This is a genomic window from Pseudomonas cistanchae, from assembly GCF_054483635.1.
Genome location: NZ_JBTLWN010000001.1, coordinates 825005 through 841074, shown reverse-complemented (window position 1 = coordinate 841074; position 16070 = coordinate 825005). Strand labels below are relative to the sequence as shown.

Annotated in this window: 15 protein-coding genes; 10 read left to right on the top strand and 5 right to left on the bottom strand. The window is 63.1% G+C overall.

Going from position 1 to position 16070, the window contains the following annotated elements; all coding sequences use genetic code 11:
- Positions 1–27: 27 nt before the first annotated feature.
- From ACX0MV_RS03850 to ureC, 4 genes are all read left to right on the top strand, one after another.
- Positions 28–540: a GNAT family N-acetyltransferase gene (locus ACX0MV_RS03850; protein ID WP_458981168.1), complete on the top strand. Its 513-nt coding sequence runs from the start codon at positions 28–30 to the stop codon at positions 538–540.
- Positions 540–1070 carry a GNAT family N-acetyltransferase gene (locus ACX0MV_RS03845; protein WP_458981167.1) on the top strand — a complete coding sequence of 177 codons (531 nt, stop codon included), beginning with the start codon at positions 540–542 and terminating at the stop codon, positions 1068–1070. The genes ACX0MV_RS03850 and ACX0MV_RS03845 overlap by 1 nt, the downstream gene beginning before the upstream one ends.
- Entirely contained in the window at positions 1067–1372 is a 306-nt protein-coding gene (locus ACX0MV_RS03840; RefSeq protein ID WP_458981166.1) for an urease subunit beta, read from the top strand. The genes ACX0MV_RS03845 and ACX0MV_RS03840 overlap by 4 nt, the downstream gene beginning before the upstream one ends.
- An 89-nt stretch (positions 1373–1461) precedes the next feature.
- Positions 1462–3162 carry an urease subunit alpha gene (gene ureC / locus ACX0MV_RS03835; RefSeq protein ID WP_458981165.1) on the top strand — a complete coding sequence of 567 codons (1701 nt, stop codon included), beginning with the start codon at positions 1462–1464 and terminating at the stop codon, positions 3160–3162.
- Positions 3163–3193: 31 nt separating this feature from the next.
- Here the strand turns inward: ureC and ACX0MV_RS03830 are convergent, their stop codons facing one another.
- On the bottom strand, positions 3194–3646 hold the full coding sequence (locus ACX0MV_RS03830; protein WP_458981164.1) for a hemerythrin domain-containing protein: 453 nt from the start codon (positions 3644–3646) through the stop codon (positions 3194–3196).
- 80 nt (positions 3647–3726) lie between these two features.
- Positions 3727–3993 carry a DksA/TraR family C4-type zinc finger protein gene (locus ACX0MV_RS03825; protein ID WP_458981163.1) on the bottom strand — a complete coding sequence of 89 codons (267 nt, stop codon included), beginning with the start codon at positions 3991–3993 and terminating at the stop codon, positions 3727–3729.
- Positions 3994–4305: 312 nt separating this feature from the next.
- On the opposite strand from ACX0MV_RS03825, the gene ACX0MV_RS03820 reads away from it, so the two are divergent.
- Positions 4306–5436 carry an ATP-binding protein gene (locus tag ACX0MV_RS03820; protein WP_458981162.1) on the top strand — a complete coding sequence of 377 codons (1131 nt, stop codon included), beginning with the start codon at positions 4306–4308 and terminating at the stop codon, positions 5434–5436.
- A gap of 24 nt (positions 5437–5460) precedes the next feature.
- On the opposite strand, the gene ACX0MV_RS03815 is transcribed toward ACX0MV_RS03820, so the two are convergent.
- Together ACX0MV_RS03815 and ACX0MV_RS03810 are read right to left on the bottom strand one after the other, a co-directional pair.
- Entirely contained in the window at positions 5461–6324 is an 864-nt protein-coding gene (locus ACX0MV_RS03815) for an isocitrate lyase/PEP mutase family protein (RefSeq protein ID WP_458981750.1), read from the bottom strand.
- A gap of 141 nt (positions 6325–6465) precedes the next feature.
- Positions 6466–7464, bottom strand: a complete 999-nt coding sequence (locus ACX0MV_RS03810; protein WP_458981161.1) for a type II secretion system F family protein — start codon at positions 7462–7464, stop codon at positions 6466–6468.
- 258 nt (positions 7465–7722) lie between these two features.
- Here ACX0MV_RS03810 and ACX0MV_RS03805 point away from each other — a divergent pair, with 258 nt between their 5' ends.
- From ACX0MV_RS03805 to ACX0MV_RS03790, 4 genes are all read left to right on the top strand, one after another.
- Complete coding sequence (locus tag ACX0MV_RS03805) at positions 7723–8451, top strand: VC0807 family protein (RefSeq protein WP_458981160.1); 729 nt, start codon at positions 7723–7725, stop codon at positions 8449–8451.
- Between the two features lie 61 nt (positions 8452–8512).
- The gene (locus tag ACX0MV_RS03800; protein WP_458981159.1) at positions 8513–8950 is read left to right on the top strand and encodes a YqaA family protein; all 438 of its coding nucleotides are present in this window, start codon (positions 8513–8515) and stop codon (positions 8948–8950) included.
- Positions 8951–9225: 275 nt separating this feature from the next.
- Positions 9226–10179: a lysylphosphatidylglycerol synthase transmembrane domain-containing protein gene (locus tag ACX0MV_RS03795; RefSeq protein WP_458981158.1), complete on the top strand. Its 954-nt coding sequence runs from the start codon at positions 9226–9228 to the stop codon at positions 10177–10179.
- Between the two features lie 69 nt (positions 10180–10248).
- Positions 10249–11514: an Hsp70 family protein gene (locus tag ACX0MV_RS03790; RefSeq protein ID WP_458981157.1), complete on the top strand. Its 1266-nt coding sequence runs from the start codon at positions 10249–10251 to the stop codon at positions 11512–11514.
- A 151-nt stretch (positions 11515–11665) separates the two neighbouring features.
- On the opposite strand, the gene ACX0MV_RS03785 is transcribed toward ACX0MV_RS03790, so the two are convergent.
- Positions 11666–13978: a YgiQ family radical SAM protein gene (locus ACX0MV_RS03785; RefSeq protein ID WP_458981749.1), complete on the bottom strand. Its 2313-nt coding sequence runs from the start codon at positions 13976–13978 to the stop codon at positions 11666–11668.
- 245 nt (positions 13979–14223) lie between these two features.
- On the opposite strand from ACX0MV_RS03785, the gene ACX0MV_RS03780 reads away from it, so the two are divergent.
- Positions 14224–16068, top strand: a complete 1845-nt coding sequence (locus tag ACX0MV_RS03780; RefSeq protein ID WP_458981748.1) for a diguanylate cyclase — start codon at positions 14224–14226, stop codon at positions 16066–16068.
- Positions 16069–16070: the final 2 nt, after the last annotated feature.

Genomic DNA, 16070 nt, shown 5'->3' with positions numbered 1-16070 from the left:
TTGGACGACTTCCTGGAGACACGAAGAATGATTATTCGCGATGCCCGCGACGACGATCTGGAAGCCATCCGCGCCATCTTCAATGACGCCGTGCTCAACACCACAGCGATCTGGATGGACGACATCGTTGACCTGGCCAACCGCCAGGCCTGGTTGGCCGCGCGCCGCCAGCAAGGCTACCCAGTACTGGTGGCGGTGGACGCCGACGACAGCGTGCTCGGCTACGCCGCCTATGGCGACTGGCGGCCCTTCGACGGGTTTTGCAACACCGTGGAAAACTCCCTGTACGTGCGCGCCGACCAACGCGGACGTGGCCTCGGCGTGCTGCTGCTCGGCGCACTGATCGAACGCGGCAAGGCCGGCGGTAAACACGTGATGGTTGCCGCCATCGAGAGCGGCAACCTCGCCTCCATCGGCCTGCACCAGCGCTTCGGTTTCAGCATCACCGGGCAAATGCCCCAGGTCGGCCGCAAGTTCGGCCGCTGGCTGGACCTCACCTTTATGCAGCTGATGCTGAGCCCCGAAAGGAGTGCGCCCTGATGCTGAGCATCGAGCGCCTCGACGCGGCTGACTTTGAGTCTTATCGCCAAGGCCTGCTGAACCTACTGCCCGACTCCGTGGCGCATGGCGCCTCGGTAGGCTTTCTCGCTGATCTCGATGCTGACGCGGCCAACCTCTATTTCGACCAGGTCCTGGCAGGCATACGCGACGGCACTCACCTGCTTTGGCTGGCCTGTGAGCAGGGCCAGGTGCTGGGCAGCGTGCAACTGGTGCTCTGCCAGAAACCTAACGGCCTCAACCGCGCCGAAGTGCAGAAGCTTCTGGTACACAGCAACGCCCGCCGCCGTGGCATCGCCAACAGCCTGATGCAGCGCCTGGAAGGCGAAGCAGCCGAGCTGCAACGCGGCTTGCTGTACCTGGACACCGAAGCCGGCAGCGATGCCGAAGCCTTTTACCAGGCTCAGGGCTACATCTGCATCGGTGGACTGCCTGACTACGCCTGCGGCCCTGACGGGCAGTACCGAGCAAACGCCATCTACTACAAAACCTTGTCGAGGCCACAGCCATGATTCCCGGCGAATACCAGATCCAGGACGGCGAGATCGAACTCAACGCCGGCCGCCGTACCCTGCGCGTGACCGTGGCCAATAGCGGCGACCGGCCGATCCAGGTCGGCTCGCACTATCACTTCTTCGAAACCAACGATGCCCTGAGCTTCGACCGTGCAGCCGCGCGCGGTATGCGCCTGAATATTCCGGCCGGCACCGCCGTGCGCTTCGAGCCGGGGCAGAGCCGCGAGGTCGAACTGGTCGACCTGGCTGGCCTTCGCCGCGTGTACGGCTTTGCCGGGCGGGTAATGGGCGAACTTTGAGACACCGATTGTCGTAGGGTGCGCTGCGCGCACCAGACACGACACAGATAGCAGTGGTGCGCACGGCGCACCCTACGGGAAGATGACCAATGAAGATCAGCAGACAAGCCTATGCCGATATGTTCGGCCCCACCGTCGGCGACAAGGTGCGCCTGGCCGACACCGAGCTGTGGATCGAAGTGGAGCAAGACTTCACCACCTACGGCGAGGAAGTGAAGTTCGGTGGCGGCAAGGTCATCCGCGATGGCATGGGCCAGGGCCAGCTCTGCGCCAAAGATGTAGTTGATACCCTGATCACCAACGCGCTGATCATCGATCACTGGGGCATCGTCAAGGCCGACGTGGGCCTCAAGGATGGGCGTATCGCCGCCATCGGCAAGGCCGGAAACCCGGATATCCAGCCCAACGTGACCATCGCCATCGGCGCCGGCACCGAGGTGATCGCCGGCGAGGGGATGATCCTCACGGCGGGTGGGATAGATACACATATCCACTTTATCTGCCCGCAGCAGATCGAAGAGGCGCTGATGAGCGGTGTCACCACCATGATTGGTGGCGGCACCGGGCCGGCCACCGGCACCAATGCCACCACCTGCACCTCCGGCCCCTGGCATATGGCGCGCATGCTGCAGGCCGCCGACGCCTTCCCGATGAACCTGGGTTTTACCGGCAAGGGCAACGCCTCCTTGCCGGAGCCGTTGATCGAGCAGGTCAAAGCCGGCGCCATCGGCCTTAAGCTGCACGAAGATTGGGGCACAACCCCGGCGGCCATCGACAACTGCCTGAGCGTGGCCGACCAGTTTGATGTGCAGGTGGCGATCCACACCGACACGCTCAACGAGTCCGGCTTTGTCGAAACCACCCTGGCCGCCTTCAAGGGTCGCACCATCCACACCTACCACACCGAAGGTGCTGGCGGCGGTCATGCGCCGGACATCATCAAGGCCTGCGGTTTCCCCAATGTGCTGCCGAGTTCGACCAACCCGACCCGGCCGTTTACCCGCAACACCATCGACGAGCATCTGGACATGTTGATGGTCTGCCACCACCTCGACCCGAGCATCGCCGAGGACGTCGCCTTCGCCGAAAGCCGCATCCGCCGCGAAACCATCGCGGCCGAAGATATCCTGCATGACCTCGGTGCGTTCTCCATGATCAGCTCCGACAGCCAGGCCATGGGCCGCGTTGGCGAGGTGATCACCCGCACCTGGCAGACCGCCGACAAGATGCACAAACAGCGCGGCCCGTTGGAAGGCGACGGCCCTGGCAACAGCAACTTCCGGGTAAAACGCTATATCGCCAAGTACACCATCAACCCGGCGATCACCCACGGCGTCAGCCATGAAGTGGGCTCTATCGAAGTGGGCAAGTGGGCCGATCTGGTGCTCTGGCGCCCGGCGTTTTTCGGCGTCAAACCTACGCTGATTCTCAAAGGCGGGGCGATTGCCGCCAGCCTGATGGGCGACGCCAATGCCTCGATCCCCACACCGCAGCCGGTACATTACCGACCGATGTTCGCCAGCTATGGCGGCAGCCGCCACGCTACCAGCATCACCTTTATCAGCCAGGCGGCGTTTGATGCCGGCGTACCTGAGCAGCTCGGACTGAAGAAGAAGATTGGCGTGGTCAAAGGCTGTCGCGAGGTGAAAAAGACCGACCTGATCCACAACGACTACCTACCGAATATCGAAGTGGACGCGCAGAACTATCAGGTCAAGGCCGACGGCCAGTTGCTCTGGTGCGAACCGGCCGAGGTGCTGCCGATGGCGCAGCGTTACTTTCTATTCTGAATCCTGCCTGTTCTGAATCCTGTCGCCGAAGCTAGGCCTCGGCTTCGGCGGTTTTCATCGCCGCGTAGGCGTCCAGGTAATCCTTCGCCAGGGCTTCTTTCTGCTTGTCGGTGAGCAGCTTGCCGGCCATCTGGAAGAATTTGTGCTCTTCCTCCTTCAGGTGGTGGTGCACCTTGTGGGACAGCTTTTTTGCCTGGACCAGCCAGCTCGGGCTGCTGGGGTCGGTTTCCTCAAGCGCCTCGACCATCTCATCCATCTCATGGTGCTCGGCAATCGCGTGGCGCGACAGGTCAACGCCAAGGTCTTCCTGCATCAAGGGGATATAGAAATGCCGCTCCTCGGCGACCGAGTGAACTGCCAGTTCGTGCTTGAGCTGAGCAAACAGCTCCTTGCGCTCGAGGCTGTCGCCGCTGGTGGCGACCAACTGTTCAGACAGTTCACGCTGAATGTCGTGACTGAGGCGTAATGCTTCGAAGATCGTCATATGGCGTTTCGTCCTGGCGAAATATCGTCAGCCTTGAGACTGCAACTTACCGCTCAAGTGCCGCTTCGCTGAAGCCAGCCTCAACGTAGCTGGCTGTCCTTGCTGCCGCGACGGTTGTAACCGCTCTGCGCAGACAGCGCTTTGTCCTGCTCGGTCTGACAGGCGATGCACAGTCGCACGCCCTTGACCGCTTCGCGTCGCGCCGGCGGAATCACCGCACCACACTCTTCGCAGTGGCTGAGGCTTTCACCTGTTGCCAGGCGACTGCGCGCCCGCTGCACCGCATCGTCAATGGTGCTGTCGATCTGCTCTTGCACCGCGCCATCGTTTGCCCAACCGCTTGCCATCACAGCCTCCTGACCGGGTGCCCCGGGATTTATCAGTTGGACCTGCAGCCACCGGCCGCAGTTTCCCCTAAAGATCTCAGCGCAAGGGCGTTAATCGCAACTAATGACTTGCCCGTGCAGTCAACCGTCAGCGGCTGGGCGTACTATGCAGGCTTCTCGCTACCCCGCGCGTTGCGGAACGAGTGGCCGCCCACGATCTCTACCCCTGCCCACCGCCAGCCATTCCAACGCGGCAGTTCTGGAAGCCGAGCCTACCTACCCGATGCGAATCGGCCGAATTTGTCATCTGTGTATATCCGTGGAGCTCCGTTCATGCGCCTAGCCGACTTCATCCTTGAAAACCTCGAACCCATCCTGCAGGCCTGGGAAGATTTCGCTAAATCCATTCTTCCACCCTCGCGAATCATGAGCCGAGTCGAGTTGCGCGATCATGCCGAACAGATGCTGCGCGCCATAGCCGTTGATCTGCGCACCCCGCAAACCACCCGCGAAGCAATTGAAAAATCCCAGGGTGCTGCGCCCAATGCCGACGATGACACCGCCGCCGAGATCCACGCGATGACACGCCTGCTGGCCGGCTTCAGCATTGACCAGATGGTCTCGGAATACCGCGCGCTACGTTCAAGCGTGTTGCGCCTCTGGCTGCAGCAGATCAAAAGCGGTGGCGCCTTCGAAGTATCCGACATGACGCGTTTCAACGAGGCGATTGACCAGGCCCTGGCAGAGTCGGTCGCCAGCTATTCGCAGGCGGTCGATGCCTCGCGTGATTTGTTTCTCGGCATCATGGGGCATGACTTGCGCACACCGCTGGGGGCGATACAGCTCGGCACAGAGGTGTTGCTGAGCACCGAGGAACTGAGCAGTCGGCACGCCATGATTGCCTCGCGCATCTACACCAGCGTCAAACGCGCCAGCAAGATCGTCGGCGACCTACTCGACTTCACTCGCTCGCAGTTGAGCAGCGGTATTCCGATTCAACTGGCAGAAGCCAACCTAGGCGCTATCTGTGAAAACATGGTGGACGAGGTGCGCACCTATCACCCCGAGGCCAGTATCGCGCTGGAAACCAGTGGCGATCTGCTCGGCCAGTTCGACGTGGCGCGCATTGAGCAGGTGTTCTCCAACCTGATCGGCAACGCGGTGCAGCATGGCAGCGACCAGGCGCCGATCACCGTCGACCTGCGTGCCACAAAAGGTAAGGCTATATTCACGTTGCACAATCAGGGCGAACCGATCGCCCCGGATGTCCTGCCGTACCTGTTCAGCCCCCTGAGTCGCCTGGCTCAGCAGGCACCCAGTGAGTACGGCCCGAATGCCGGGTTGGGCCTTGGTCTGTTTATCGCCCATGAGATCGTCGTCGCCCATGGCGGCGCTATCACCGTCGACTCCAAGGCCGGTCAGGGCACAACCTTTACCGTCAGCCTGCCGCTGATCCGCGATTGACTGGCCGTAGCGGTAGCGGCGTCGTTACTCCTTCACATCCATAAACTCAGCTGCCCATACCAGATACTCCTCGGGCAGTGTGTATTTGTGCGCCAACTCCGAGGCGCTCAGGTCGCTGGCATCGACCCCGCGCTGCTCGCGCAGGCAATCGTAGGTGGCTTTGATCGCCGCGAAGTAAGCGGCGTGGCCGTTGACCACGATGCGTACGCCCAGTGACGCCAAACGCGCGTTGTCGCGCAGCTTCGGATTGCCATAGGTGACCAGCATCAGCGGAATGTTCAGCGGCGCGGCGATCTGCTCCAGATGGGCAAAATCCTCGACGCCAACGATGCAGATGCCATCCGCGCCCGCCGCCTGATAGGCCAGGGTGCGGCGGATCACCTCGTCGACCTCGAGCACGCCGGCATGGGTGCGGGCGATGATCGCCAGTTGCGGGTCGACCCGCGCCTCCAGCGCCGCGCGGATCTTGCCGACGCCTTCTTCGATGCTGATCAGGTCAGTGGACTTGCGCCCGAACTGCGCCGGCAACAGCGTGTCTTCGATGGTCAGCGCGGCGATGCCCGCGCGCTCCAGCTCGACCACGGTGCGCATGACGTTGAGCGCGTTGCCATAGCCATGGTCGGCATCGGCGATGACTGGCAGCCGGCTGACGCGGCCGATGCGGGTCGCCTGTTCGACGAACTCGCTGAGGGTGATCAAGGCGAAATCGGGCGCGGCGATGACCTGCAGCGACGCCACCGAGCCGCCCAGAATGCCGACTTCAAAACCCAGGTCGGCGGCGATGCGCGCAGACATCGGGTCGAATACCGAAGCGGTGTGATAGCAGGCGCTGGAGTCGAGCAAGGCGCGAAACGCACTGCGCAGGTCGTGATGTGAGGCTCGTTGCATGATGGGCATAGGGGTTTTCCTGAACGACTGAAGCCCTGTGAGTCTTGGGCCAGTGGTGCTGATAAGCGCTGGCGAACGCACTACCAAGTATGTCCGCCGCAGTGCAATTTGCCCGCCAACTCGACTATCGGCGGTGCCGGGCTAGCGCAGGTCCGCTGGCAACCGTGGGGTGAAGCCGTCGCCGCCGAGCAGCCCGGCCGCCATCCACAGGCACAGCCCGGCGTACAGCATGCGCGGCAGCCAGACCGCCAGTTGCTCGCGCAGGCTGTCGAGCTGCCGGCTCTCGCTCGCGGCAAAACTCAGCAGGCTGGCAGGCAAGGTGCCGCTGGCTTCGCCGGTGCGCACCACGCCAAGCGCCATGGCCTTGCCGGGAAAGTCGATGGCGCCGAGCGCCTCGGTCAGTGACTGGCCACCGCGAATGCTGGCCTGCACCCGCGCGAACCGCGTCCGCAGCGCCGCATCGGTCATGGTCGCACAGGCGTTCGGCAGGGCCTCGAGCATGGGCAGCCCGGCTTCGAGCATCAAGCCGAGGCTGTCGAAGAAGTTGCGCACGTTGCTCCGCGCATAGGCCGCGCCGAGCACGGGGATTCGGTTCAGCAGTGCGTCGAGCAGCCCCGCGCGCGCCGTGGTCTTGTGCTGGCGGCGCAGCAGCAGTTGGCGTCCCAGCGCATACAGCACGCCGATCAGCATTAGGGGGCGCAGGCATACCCAGAGGTACGCGGCGCCACTCAGTTGCCCGCCGACTAGCGCCGGCAATGGCTGGATAAACAGCGCAAGCAGAAAGACCATGGCGGGCATCAGCAAGCGCGACCTCAATCGCGCCGCCTGGCTGGCCTTGTGGGCGTAGCGCTCGGCAAGCCGCCTATAGATGGCCGCCAGGCAGCCGCTGGCTTGCGCGGCGCGCAGCAGGTTGCTGTCCAGCGGCCCCAGCAGGCCACTGAGCTGGCCTGCGCTGGCAATGTCGCGACCTTTCTCCAGCTGCGCACGCATGCGTTGCAGCGCCGCTTGCGCGCGCGTTGGCAGGCTCAGGCTGGCGAGCGCACGCTGCGCCGGCACCCCGGCCTGCTCCATGGCGGCAAGGTGGGCAAACAGCTGAGCCCGTTCGGCGAGGCTCAAGAGCAACGGTTGACTGGGTGACATGGTGAACCCTTGACGGAGGCAATCACTCGCCTTTTCAGGCAGAGGGCAGGCATGCAGCGTATCGGAATCGCAGCGCATCGATAATCCAAAGGCGGCGGGATCGCGCCACATCGCCGCCCAGCCTGGCGACTTTCCGCCAGACTGTCGAGCCAGAGAGGGTCACGCTCACACTTTTTTTCACAGTCGCGCCGACGGTTGGGCTAGCCCTGGCCGCCAGGGCAGGCGATGATCGCGACTCTTTTCAGCGCTATGAATGACATGACCGACACCACGCACGCGACACCCCCGACCCACAAACCTCGTCCATTGATCGATCTGCTGATCAGCATCCTGATTCCCTCGCTGATTCTGATGAAGCTGAGCGGCGAATCGAGGCTGGGGGCCGACGGCGCCCTGCTGCTGGCGCTGGCCTTCCCGCTGGGCTGGGGTTTGTTCGAACTGGCCAAGTACCGCAAATTCAATTTCATCGCCCTGCTCGGCCTGGTCAGCGTACTGCTTACCGGCGGCATCGGCCTGCTGAAACTGGATAACCAGTGGCTGGCGATCAAGGAGGCACTGATTCCATGCGTGATCGGCGTGGCGGTGCTGGTGTCGACACGCACGCGCTACCCGTTGATCCGCACCATGCTGTTCAACAAAACCGTGCTCAATGTCGACAAGATCCACGCCCGTCTGGAGCAGAGCGGCAATACCGAGCGCTTCGAGGCGCGCCTGCTCAAGGCCACCTACTGGCTGAGCGGCACCTTCTTTTTCTCCGCGGTGATGAATTACGTGCTGGCCAAGTGGATCGTGGTCAGCCCTGCCGGCAGCGAAGCCTTCAATGCCGAACTCGGCCGGATGAACCTGCTCAGCTACCCGATGATCGCGATCCCGTCGATGATCATGCTGATGGGCATCTTCTACTATCTGTGGCGCACCATCCACGGTCTGACCGGCCTCAAGCTGGAAGACGTGATGGCCAATGCCGAGCAGGATCGCCAGCCCTGACGCCAGCCGTTCTACGCGCGCCTGACGCGCGCGCTCAGCTGGCGAGCCGGCGCCGCCCAGGGTGCTGACACTCTCCGCCTACCTCGGGCTGTTCTTCTCAGCCCTGGGCGCCGCTACCCTGCTGCCGCTGCAGTCGGAAACGGTGCTGGTGGCCCTGCTGCTCAGCGAGGCCTACCCCATTGCAGCGCTGCTTGCAGTGGCGAGCGTTGGCAACGTCCTGGGCTCCCTGCTCAACTGGCTGCTGGGGCGGTCCCTCGAACGCTTCCGCGACAAACCCTGGTTCCCCGTCAGCGAACGTCGCCTGCTGCAGGCACAAGGCTGGTATGGCCGTTATGGCTGCTGGTCGCTGCTGCTGAGCTGGCTGCCAATCGTCGGCGACCCGCTGACACTGGTGGCGGGCATCATGCGCGAGCCCTGGTGGCGCTTTCTGCTGATCGTGGGCATCGCCAAAACCGCCCGCTACCTTGCCCTCGCCGCACTGACCCTCGGCTGGAGCTGAGCCTTCAGCCGGCGGACAAATCCGGTAACGCCATTTAGCGACGCGACGATTGAGGATAACGCCCGCCTCCGGGATACTGCCGAGCCGATGCAACGACCGGTGATCGGCCATCGCGTGCGCATCGCCAGACGATTCGCGGCGATGTCGATCACCACTCGCCGGCACCCCATTACACCAACGGGCAAGACAGCTGAACGGATGCACGCTGGCTCACTCCAACGCTTTATCGTGTCCACAAAGAGGGATCGCAGTTGTCCGTTGAACCAGCCAAACCAATGCTGAAACGAAGCGACTTGATCTGGACGCTGATTGGTCTTGCTGCCGTGGTGCTGTCGTGCTTCTTGCTTTACCGCGAACTGCGCAACATCTCCCTCGATGAGATTGCCGACAGCCTGGACGCCATCAATACGGCGAGCTGGATACTGGCCGCTGGCGCAACGCTTGGCGCCTACACGGCACTTGCCTGGTACGACCGCATCGCCATTGCCCACCTCGGCAAACGCATCCCCTGGCGCTTTATCGCGCTCTGCTCATTCACCACCTATGCACTGGCGCACAACATCGGCGCGTCGGTGTTCTCCGGCGCCGTGGTGCGCTATCGGGCATACCGCAGCAAGGGCCTCTCGGGCCATGAAATCGGCATCCTGATCGTCTTCTGCTCGTTTACCTTCGTGCTGGGTACCCTGCTGACCAGTGGCTGCGTGCTGATCATGCAGCCCACGCTGATCTACCGGGTGGCGGAAGTGACGCCGCTGCTGTCCGTCGCGATTGGCGCGCTGCTGCTACTGCTGGTCGCACTCTATGTGTTCGGCTCCTGGCGCCACCTGCGGCCATGGCGGATGGGCAAACTGCATATCCAGTACCCTCGCCTAGAGATCGTCGGCAGGCAGCTGCTCGCCGGCCCGCTGGAGCTGATCTGCGCAGCGGCAATCATCTACTTCGCCCTGCCGGCCGATACCAACCCGGGCTTCCTTATCGTTTTGGGGGTGTTTCTCGCCTCCTTCTCGCTGGCGCTGCTGTCCCACGCGCCGGGCGGTCTTGGCGTGCTCGAAGTCACCTTTCTCGCCGCACTGCCCGAAGTCTCCGCACCCGATGTGCTGGCCGCACTGATCGTGTTCCGCTGCTTCTACCTGCTACTGCCGTTCGCCCTGTCGCTGCTGGTGGTATTGGGCTTCGAGTGGGGACAGTGGCGGCGCAAGCCGGACTCAAGCCTGCCCCCGCGTAGCTGATAATCGGCGCGGTAATCCGGGACGCGCGGCCCTATACTGCGCGGCCGTTTTTTCAGGACAGTGCGCCGCATGACTTTTTCCACTCCCGCCCGCGCCTGCGGCATCGACTTCGGCACTTCCAACTCCACCGTCGGCTGGCTGCGCCCCGGCGCTGAAACCCTGATTCCACTGGAAGACGGCAAGATCACCCTGCCGTCCGTGGTGTTCTTCAACCTCGAGGAACGCCGCCCAGTGTATGGCCGCCTGGCCCTGCAGGAATACCTGGAAGGCTACGAAGGCCGCCTGATGCGCTCGCTGAAAAGTCTGCTGGGCTCCAAGCTGCTGAAAAGCGAAACCACCGTGCTGGGCAGCGCATTGCCGTTCAAAGACCTGCTCGGTTTCTTTATCGGCGAACTGAAAACCCGCGCAGAAAACACCGCCGGACGGCCGTTCGAGGAGGTGGTGCTGGGCCGCCCGGTGTTTTTCGTCGACGAAGACCCGGTGGCCGACCTGGAAGCGCAGAACACCTTAGTGGCCGTGGCGCACAAGCTCGGCTTCAAAGACGTGTCCTTCCAGTACGAGCCGATTGCCGCGGCCTTCGACTACGAGTCCGGCATTGAGCGCGAGGAGCTGGTGCTGATCGTCGATATCGGCGGCGGTACGTCGGACTTTTCCCTGGTGCGCCTGGCCCCCGAACGCCGCACAGTGGCCGACCGGCATGACGATATTCTCGCCACCGGCGGCGTGCATATCGGCGGCACCGACTTCGACAAGCAGCTCTCCCTGGCCGGCGTGATGCCGCTGTTCGGTTACGGCAGCCGGATGAAGAGCGATGCGCCGATGCCCACCAGCACCCACCTTAACCTGGCCACCTGGCACACCATTAACGCGGTCTACTCGGCGCAGTCGCAGCGCCAGCTGCAGAGCATGCGCTACGACATCGTCGACCCGACCGGGATCGACCGGCTGTTCCAGCTGATCGAACGCCGCGACGGCCACTGGTTGGCCATGCAGGTGGAAGAAAGCAAGATCGCCTTGACCGAACAGGATGCACGCCCCATCGACCTTAGCCGCCTGGAAGACGGCCTGGTCGCCGAGCTGACCCGCGAGCTGTTTGAAAACGCGATCGAGCCGCTGCTGGAGCGTGTGCGCGCCAGCGTCACCCGGCTGCTCAGCGATGCCGGCATCAGTGTTGCACAGGTCGATACGGTGTTCTTTACCGGTGGCTCCAGCGGCATTCCGGCGTTGCGCCAGAGCGTCGCGGCGATGCTGCCCAACGCCCAGCACGTGGAGGGCAACACCTTCGGCAGCATCGGCAGCGGTTTGGCCATCGAAGCGAAAAAACGTTACGGCTAGGCCGTAGGGTGGATGGCGCTTTATCCATCCACCACTAGCGGCACTGTGGTGGATGAGAAAGGCGTCATCCACCCTACACAGCTAATCAGCGGCCCCTACTTGCCCCATAAAAAACGCCAGCGCGAAGCTGGCGTTTTTTATTCCCTGAGAATCAGCGCGGTACGGCTGGTTTCTTGGTGGGCTTCTTTCCCTTCCCTTTCGCCGCATCGGCGCGCTCCTTGGCCGCCTGCTGGTTACGCAGCTGCGCGGCGGCCTTGGCCTGCTCGCGCTTGTCCCAGGGGTTACCGCCTGCTGCACCGGTGTCACGCGGCGGCAAGCCGGTGTGCTGGGTCAGCATCGGCTTGCCCTTGTTGGCACCGGCGACTTTCTTGCTGTCCGCCGGCGTCGAGTTCTTCCGGCGGGCGCTGTGATATTCGTCGACCTTGGGCTGAAACGCTGGAATCAGCTGGTGCTTGCCCGGACCGATCAGGTCGGCACGGCCCATGCGCTGCAGCGCTTCACGCAGCATCGGCCAGCCTTTCGGGTCGTGATAACGCAGGAAGGCCTTGTGCAGGCGGCGCTGCTCCTCACTCTTGACGATGGTCACGCCGTCGCTTTTGTAGGTGACCTTGCGCAGCGGGTTCTTGCCCGAGTGGTACATGGCCGTGGCCGTGGCCATCGGCGACGGGTAGAAGGCCTGCACCTGGTCGGCGCGAAAGCCGTTGCCCTTGAGCCACAGGGCCAGGTTCATCATGTCTTCGTCGGTGGTGCCTGGGTGCGCGGCGATAAAGTACGGGATCAGGTACTGCTCTTTGCCCGCCTCTTTCGAGTACTTCTCGAACATGCGCTTGAACTTGTCATAGCTGCCAATGCCCGGCTTCATCATCTGATTCAGCGGGCCTTCTTCGGTGTGCTCCGGGGCGATCTTCAGGTAGCCACCCACATGGTGGGTGACCAGCTCCTTCACATACTCCGGCGACTCCACGGCCAGGTCGTAACGCAGCCCCGAGGCAATCAGAATCTTCTTCACACCCGGCAGCGCACGGGCGCTGCGATAGAGCTGAATCAAGGCCGAGTGGTCGGTGTTCAGGTTCGGGCAGATGCCAGGGAACACGCAGGACGGCTTGCGGCACGCGGATTCGATTTCCGGGCTCTTGCAGGCGATGCGGTACATGTTCGCGGTCGGGCCGCCGAGGTCGGAAATCACCCCGGTAAAACCCGGCACCTTGTCGCGGATCTCTTCGATCTCGCGAATGATCGACTCTTCCGAGCGGTTCTGGATGATCCGCCCTTCGTGCTCGGTGATCGAGCAGAAGGTACAGCCGCCGAAACAGCCACGCATGATGTTGACCGAGAAACGGATCATCTCGTAGGCCGGGATCTTCTCCTTGCCGTACGCCGGGTGCGGAATGCGCTGATAGGGCATGCCGAACACGTAATCCATCTCTTCGGTGGTCATGGGAATGGGCGGCGGATTGAACCACACATCCACTTCACCATGCTTCTGCACCAGCGCGCGGGCGTTGCCGGGGTTGGTTTCCAGGTGCAGCACGCGGTTGGCGTGGGCGTACAGCACCGGGTCGTTGCGCACCTTCTCCATGGACGGCAGGCGGATCACCGTCTTGTCGCGGGTCATCCGCGGGCTGGCGAGAAGCTGCACGACCTTGGGCTCGTTCGGGTCTTCCAGCGGCGCCTTGCTCTGCTCGATGGCGCAGGCTTCGGTATCCTGGGTATTCACGTACGGGTTGATGATCTTGTCGACCTTACCCGGCCGGTCGATACGGGTGGAGTCCACCTCGTACCAGCCCTGCGGCGTATCACGGCGGATAAACGCAGTGCCGCGCACGTCGGTGATGTCTTCGATCTTGTGGCCGTACGACAGGCGCTGGGCCACTTCGACGATGGCGCGCTCGGCGTTGCCGTACAGCAGGATATCGGCGCTGGCGTCGATCAGGATCGAGTTGCGCACGCGGTCCTGCCAGTAGTCGTAGTGGGCAATGCGGCGCAGAGAGGCTTCGATACCACCAAGCACGATCGGCACGTGCTTGTAGGCTTCCTTGCAGCGCTGGCTGTACACCAAGCTGGCGCGATCCGGACGCTTGCCGGCCATGCCGCCTGGGGTGTAGGCGTCGTCCGAGCGGATTTTCTTGTCGGCGGTGTAGCGGTTGATCATCGAGTCCATGTTGCCGGCCGCGACGCCGAAGAACAGGTTCGGCTCGCCGAGCTTCATGAAGTCGTCTTTCGACTGCCAGTTCGGTTGGGCGATGATGCCGACGCGAAAGCCTTGCGACTCCAGCAGCCGGCCGATGATCGCCATGCCGAACGAGGGATGATCCACATAGGCATCACCGGTAACGATGATGATGTCGCAGCTGTCCCAGCCAAGCTGATCCATCTCTTCCCGGCTCATCGGCAGGAAAGGTGCAGGCCCGAAACACTCGGCCCAGTACTTTGGATAATCGAACAACGGCTTGGCGGCTTGCATGGACATGGAAAGTGACCGGCGTAGGCGAACAGGATGGAAAATCGCGGGCGCGAAATATAGCACAAAATTTAACCAGCCCGGTCAGAAAGCTTGACCCTGACCTGCTGGATGTCAATGTGCCAGTTGTTTTGTGATCACAGGCCGGGTTGTGCTTATACTCGCGCTAACCTTTCTCATTCGAGGAGTGTGCGGTGCGCCTCGTCAGCCTGTTTACCTTGCTCCTTGCCTGCCTCGCGGCACAGGCCATGGCAGCACCGTCGCTGCTTGACGCAGCCAGTAGCGGCACGCTGCTCAATGGCCAGATTGAACTGCTGGAAGACGTAGGCGCCCAGCTGACTATCGCCGACATGGCCGACCCCGCTGTGCAACAGCGCTTTCAGCCTGCGGCCGGGCGAACCAGCGTCGGCCAGAGCCGCAACCCTTGGTGGATCAAGCTCAACATCCAGCGCGCACCCGCGGCGCCGGATCGCTGGTGGCTGGAGGTCGGCGCGGTCACCTTGCTCGACCTGCAGGTGTTTCTGCCCGACCAACAAGGCGGCTGGCAGACCCGCCAAGCCGGCGAGCGCGTGGGCTTTGCCGCCGGGCGCGACCACAACTACCGGCGTGCGGTGTTCCAACTGCCCCCGCTCGGCGAACAGCCGCTGACCCTGTATCTGCGCACCTTCGACCCGGCCGGTAATTCTTTCCCGCTACGCGCCTGGCAACTCGCGGACCTGGAGCAGCGTGCGGACCGCGAGAACCTCGGCTTCGGCCTGATCTACGGGATGATTCTCGCGCTCCTGCTGTACAACCTGTTCATCCTGCTGGCCCTGCGCGACCGGGCCTACTTCTGGTACGTGCTGACCATGGCGGCCTCGCTGGTGTTCATCGCCAGCATGAGCGGGCACGGCGCCCAGTATCTGTGGCCGGAGGGACCGGTTCCCGTGTGGCTGGATCGCGTCACCCTGCCGATCCTGGTCAGCATCGGCATCCTGCGTTTCGCCCAGGAGCTGCTCTATACCCGCGCCAGCCTGCGTCGCGCCCATCAGGTGCTGAACGGCTGCCTGCTGATCTACCTAGTTTCGCTGGCCGCCAACCTGGCCGGTTACCGCGACCCGGTCAGCCTGTTGATCGGTTTTATCCCGATCGTCACGGTGCCCACGCTCCTGTATTGCGCAATCGCACGCTGGCGGCAGGGGTTTATTCCGGCGCTGTTCTACCTGCTGGGCTACGGCAGCGTACTGCTGAGCTTCGTGATTCTGGTGCTGCGCGCCGCCGGGGTGGTGCAGCCAGGCGAATCCACTGCCTATCTGTTTCCATTGGCCGTAGCTGCGGAGGCGATCCTGTTTTCCTTCGCACTGGCCTACCGCATCCAGATCCTCAAACAGGAAAAGTCAGCTGCCATGCTGCAGGCCGATCAGGAAAAAAGCGCGCGCCTGGCATTGATTCAGGCCAACGCCGAAGAACTGCAGCGTTCGGTTGCGCAACGGACGGCAGAGCTGGCCGCGGCCAATGAACGCCTGCTGCAGCGCGAGCGCGACTTGCAGCACGCGGCCTTCCACGATCCGCTGACCGAGCTGCCCAACCGCCGTTACCTGGTGGAACGCTGCGAAGCCGCACTGGCCAATGCCGCGCGGCATGCCGAGGCCGTGGCGCTGCTGCTGATCGACCTCGATCACTTCAAGCCGATCAACGACAGGTATGGCCACGACGCCGGCGACCTGATGCTGCAGGCCATCGCCGTGCGCCTACGCGAGCACGTTCGCGCAGGCGACAGTGTGGCGCGGCTGGGCGGTGATGAATTTGCCGTGCTGATCAGTGGTGCCGACGCGGAGACCCACGCCCGGGAAATCGCCAGCCGCCTGCTGGCCGAGCTGGCCTTGCCGGTGATGTACGGCGCCGAGCGGCTGACCGTGACCATCAGCATCGGCGTGGCGATCTATCCTCGCCACGCCGCTAATTTTACCGGCTTGTACAAGGCCGCCGACGAGATGCTCTACAAGGTGAAAGAGCGCGGTCGCTCCGGCTCGGCGGTGTGTGGCGAGGACGGCGAGCTGAGCAGCAGCGCCCGCCTGCACCTGGACGTGATCAAGGTCACCAGCGGGCTCTAACA

What these genes read in the sequence shown, in the direction of transcription:
- ACX0MV_RS03850 (WP_458981168.1), top strand. Translation starts at nt 28, where the DNA reads ATGATTATTCGCGATGCCCGCGACGACGATCTGGAAGCCATCCGCGCC.
- ACX0MV_RS03845 (WP_458981167.1), top strand. Translation starts at nt 540, where the DNA reads ATGCTGAGCATCGAGCGCCTCGACGCGGCTGACTTTGAGTCTTATCGC.
- ACX0MV_RS03840 (WP_458981166.1), top strand. Translation starts at nt 1,067, where the DNA reads ATGATTCCCGGCGAATACCAGATCCAGGACGGCGAGATCGAACTCAAC.
- ureC (WP_458981165.1), top strand. Translation starts at nt 1,462, where the DNA reads ATGAAGATCAGCAGACAAGCCTATGCCGATATGTTCGGCCCCACCGTC.
- ACX0MV_RS03830 (WP_458981164.1), bottom strand. Translation starts at nt 3,646, where the DNA reads ATGACGATCTTCGAAGCATTACGCCTCAGTCACGACATTCAGCGTGAA.
- ACX0MV_RS03825 (WP_458981163.1), bottom strand. Translation starts at nt 3,993, where the DNA reads ATGGCAAGCGGTTGGGCAAACGATGGCGCGGTGCAAGAGCAGATCGAC.
- ACX0MV_RS03820 (WP_458981162.1), top strand. Translation starts at nt 4,306, where the DNA reads ATGCGCCTAGCCGACTTCATCCTTGAAAACCTCGAACCCATCCTGCAG.
- ACX0MV_RS03815 (WP_458981750.1), bottom strand. Translation starts at nt 6,324, where the DNA reads ATGCAACGAGCCTCACATCACGACCTGCGCAGTGCGTTTCGCGCCTTG.
- ACX0MV_RS03810 (WP_458981161.1), bottom strand. Translation starts at nt 7,464, where the DNA reads ATGTCACCCAGTCAACCGTTGCTCTTGAGCCTCGCCGAACGGGCTCAG.
- ACX0MV_RS03805 (WP_458981160.1), top strand. Translation starts at nt 7,723, where the DNA reads ATGACCGACACCACGCACGCGACACCCCCGACCCACAAACCTCGTCCA.
- ACX0MV_RS03795 (WP_458981158.1), top strand. Translation starts at nt 9,226, where the DNA reads ATGCTGAAACGAAGCGACTTGATCTGGACGCTGATTGGTCTTGCTGCC.
- ACX0MV_RS03790 (WP_458981157.1), top strand. Translation starts at nt 10,249, where the DNA reads ATGACTTTTTCCACTCCCGCCCGCGCCTGCGGCATCGACTTCGGCACT.
- ACX0MV_RS03785 (WP_458981749.1), bottom strand. Translation starts at nt 13,978, where the DNA reads ATGCAAGCCGCCAAGCCGTTGTTCGATTATCCAAAGTACTGGGCCGAG.
- ACX0MV_RS03780 (WP_458981748.1), top strand. Translation starts at nt 14,224, where the DNA reads ATGGCAGCACCGTCGCTGCTTGACGCAGCCAGTAGCGGCACGCTGCTC.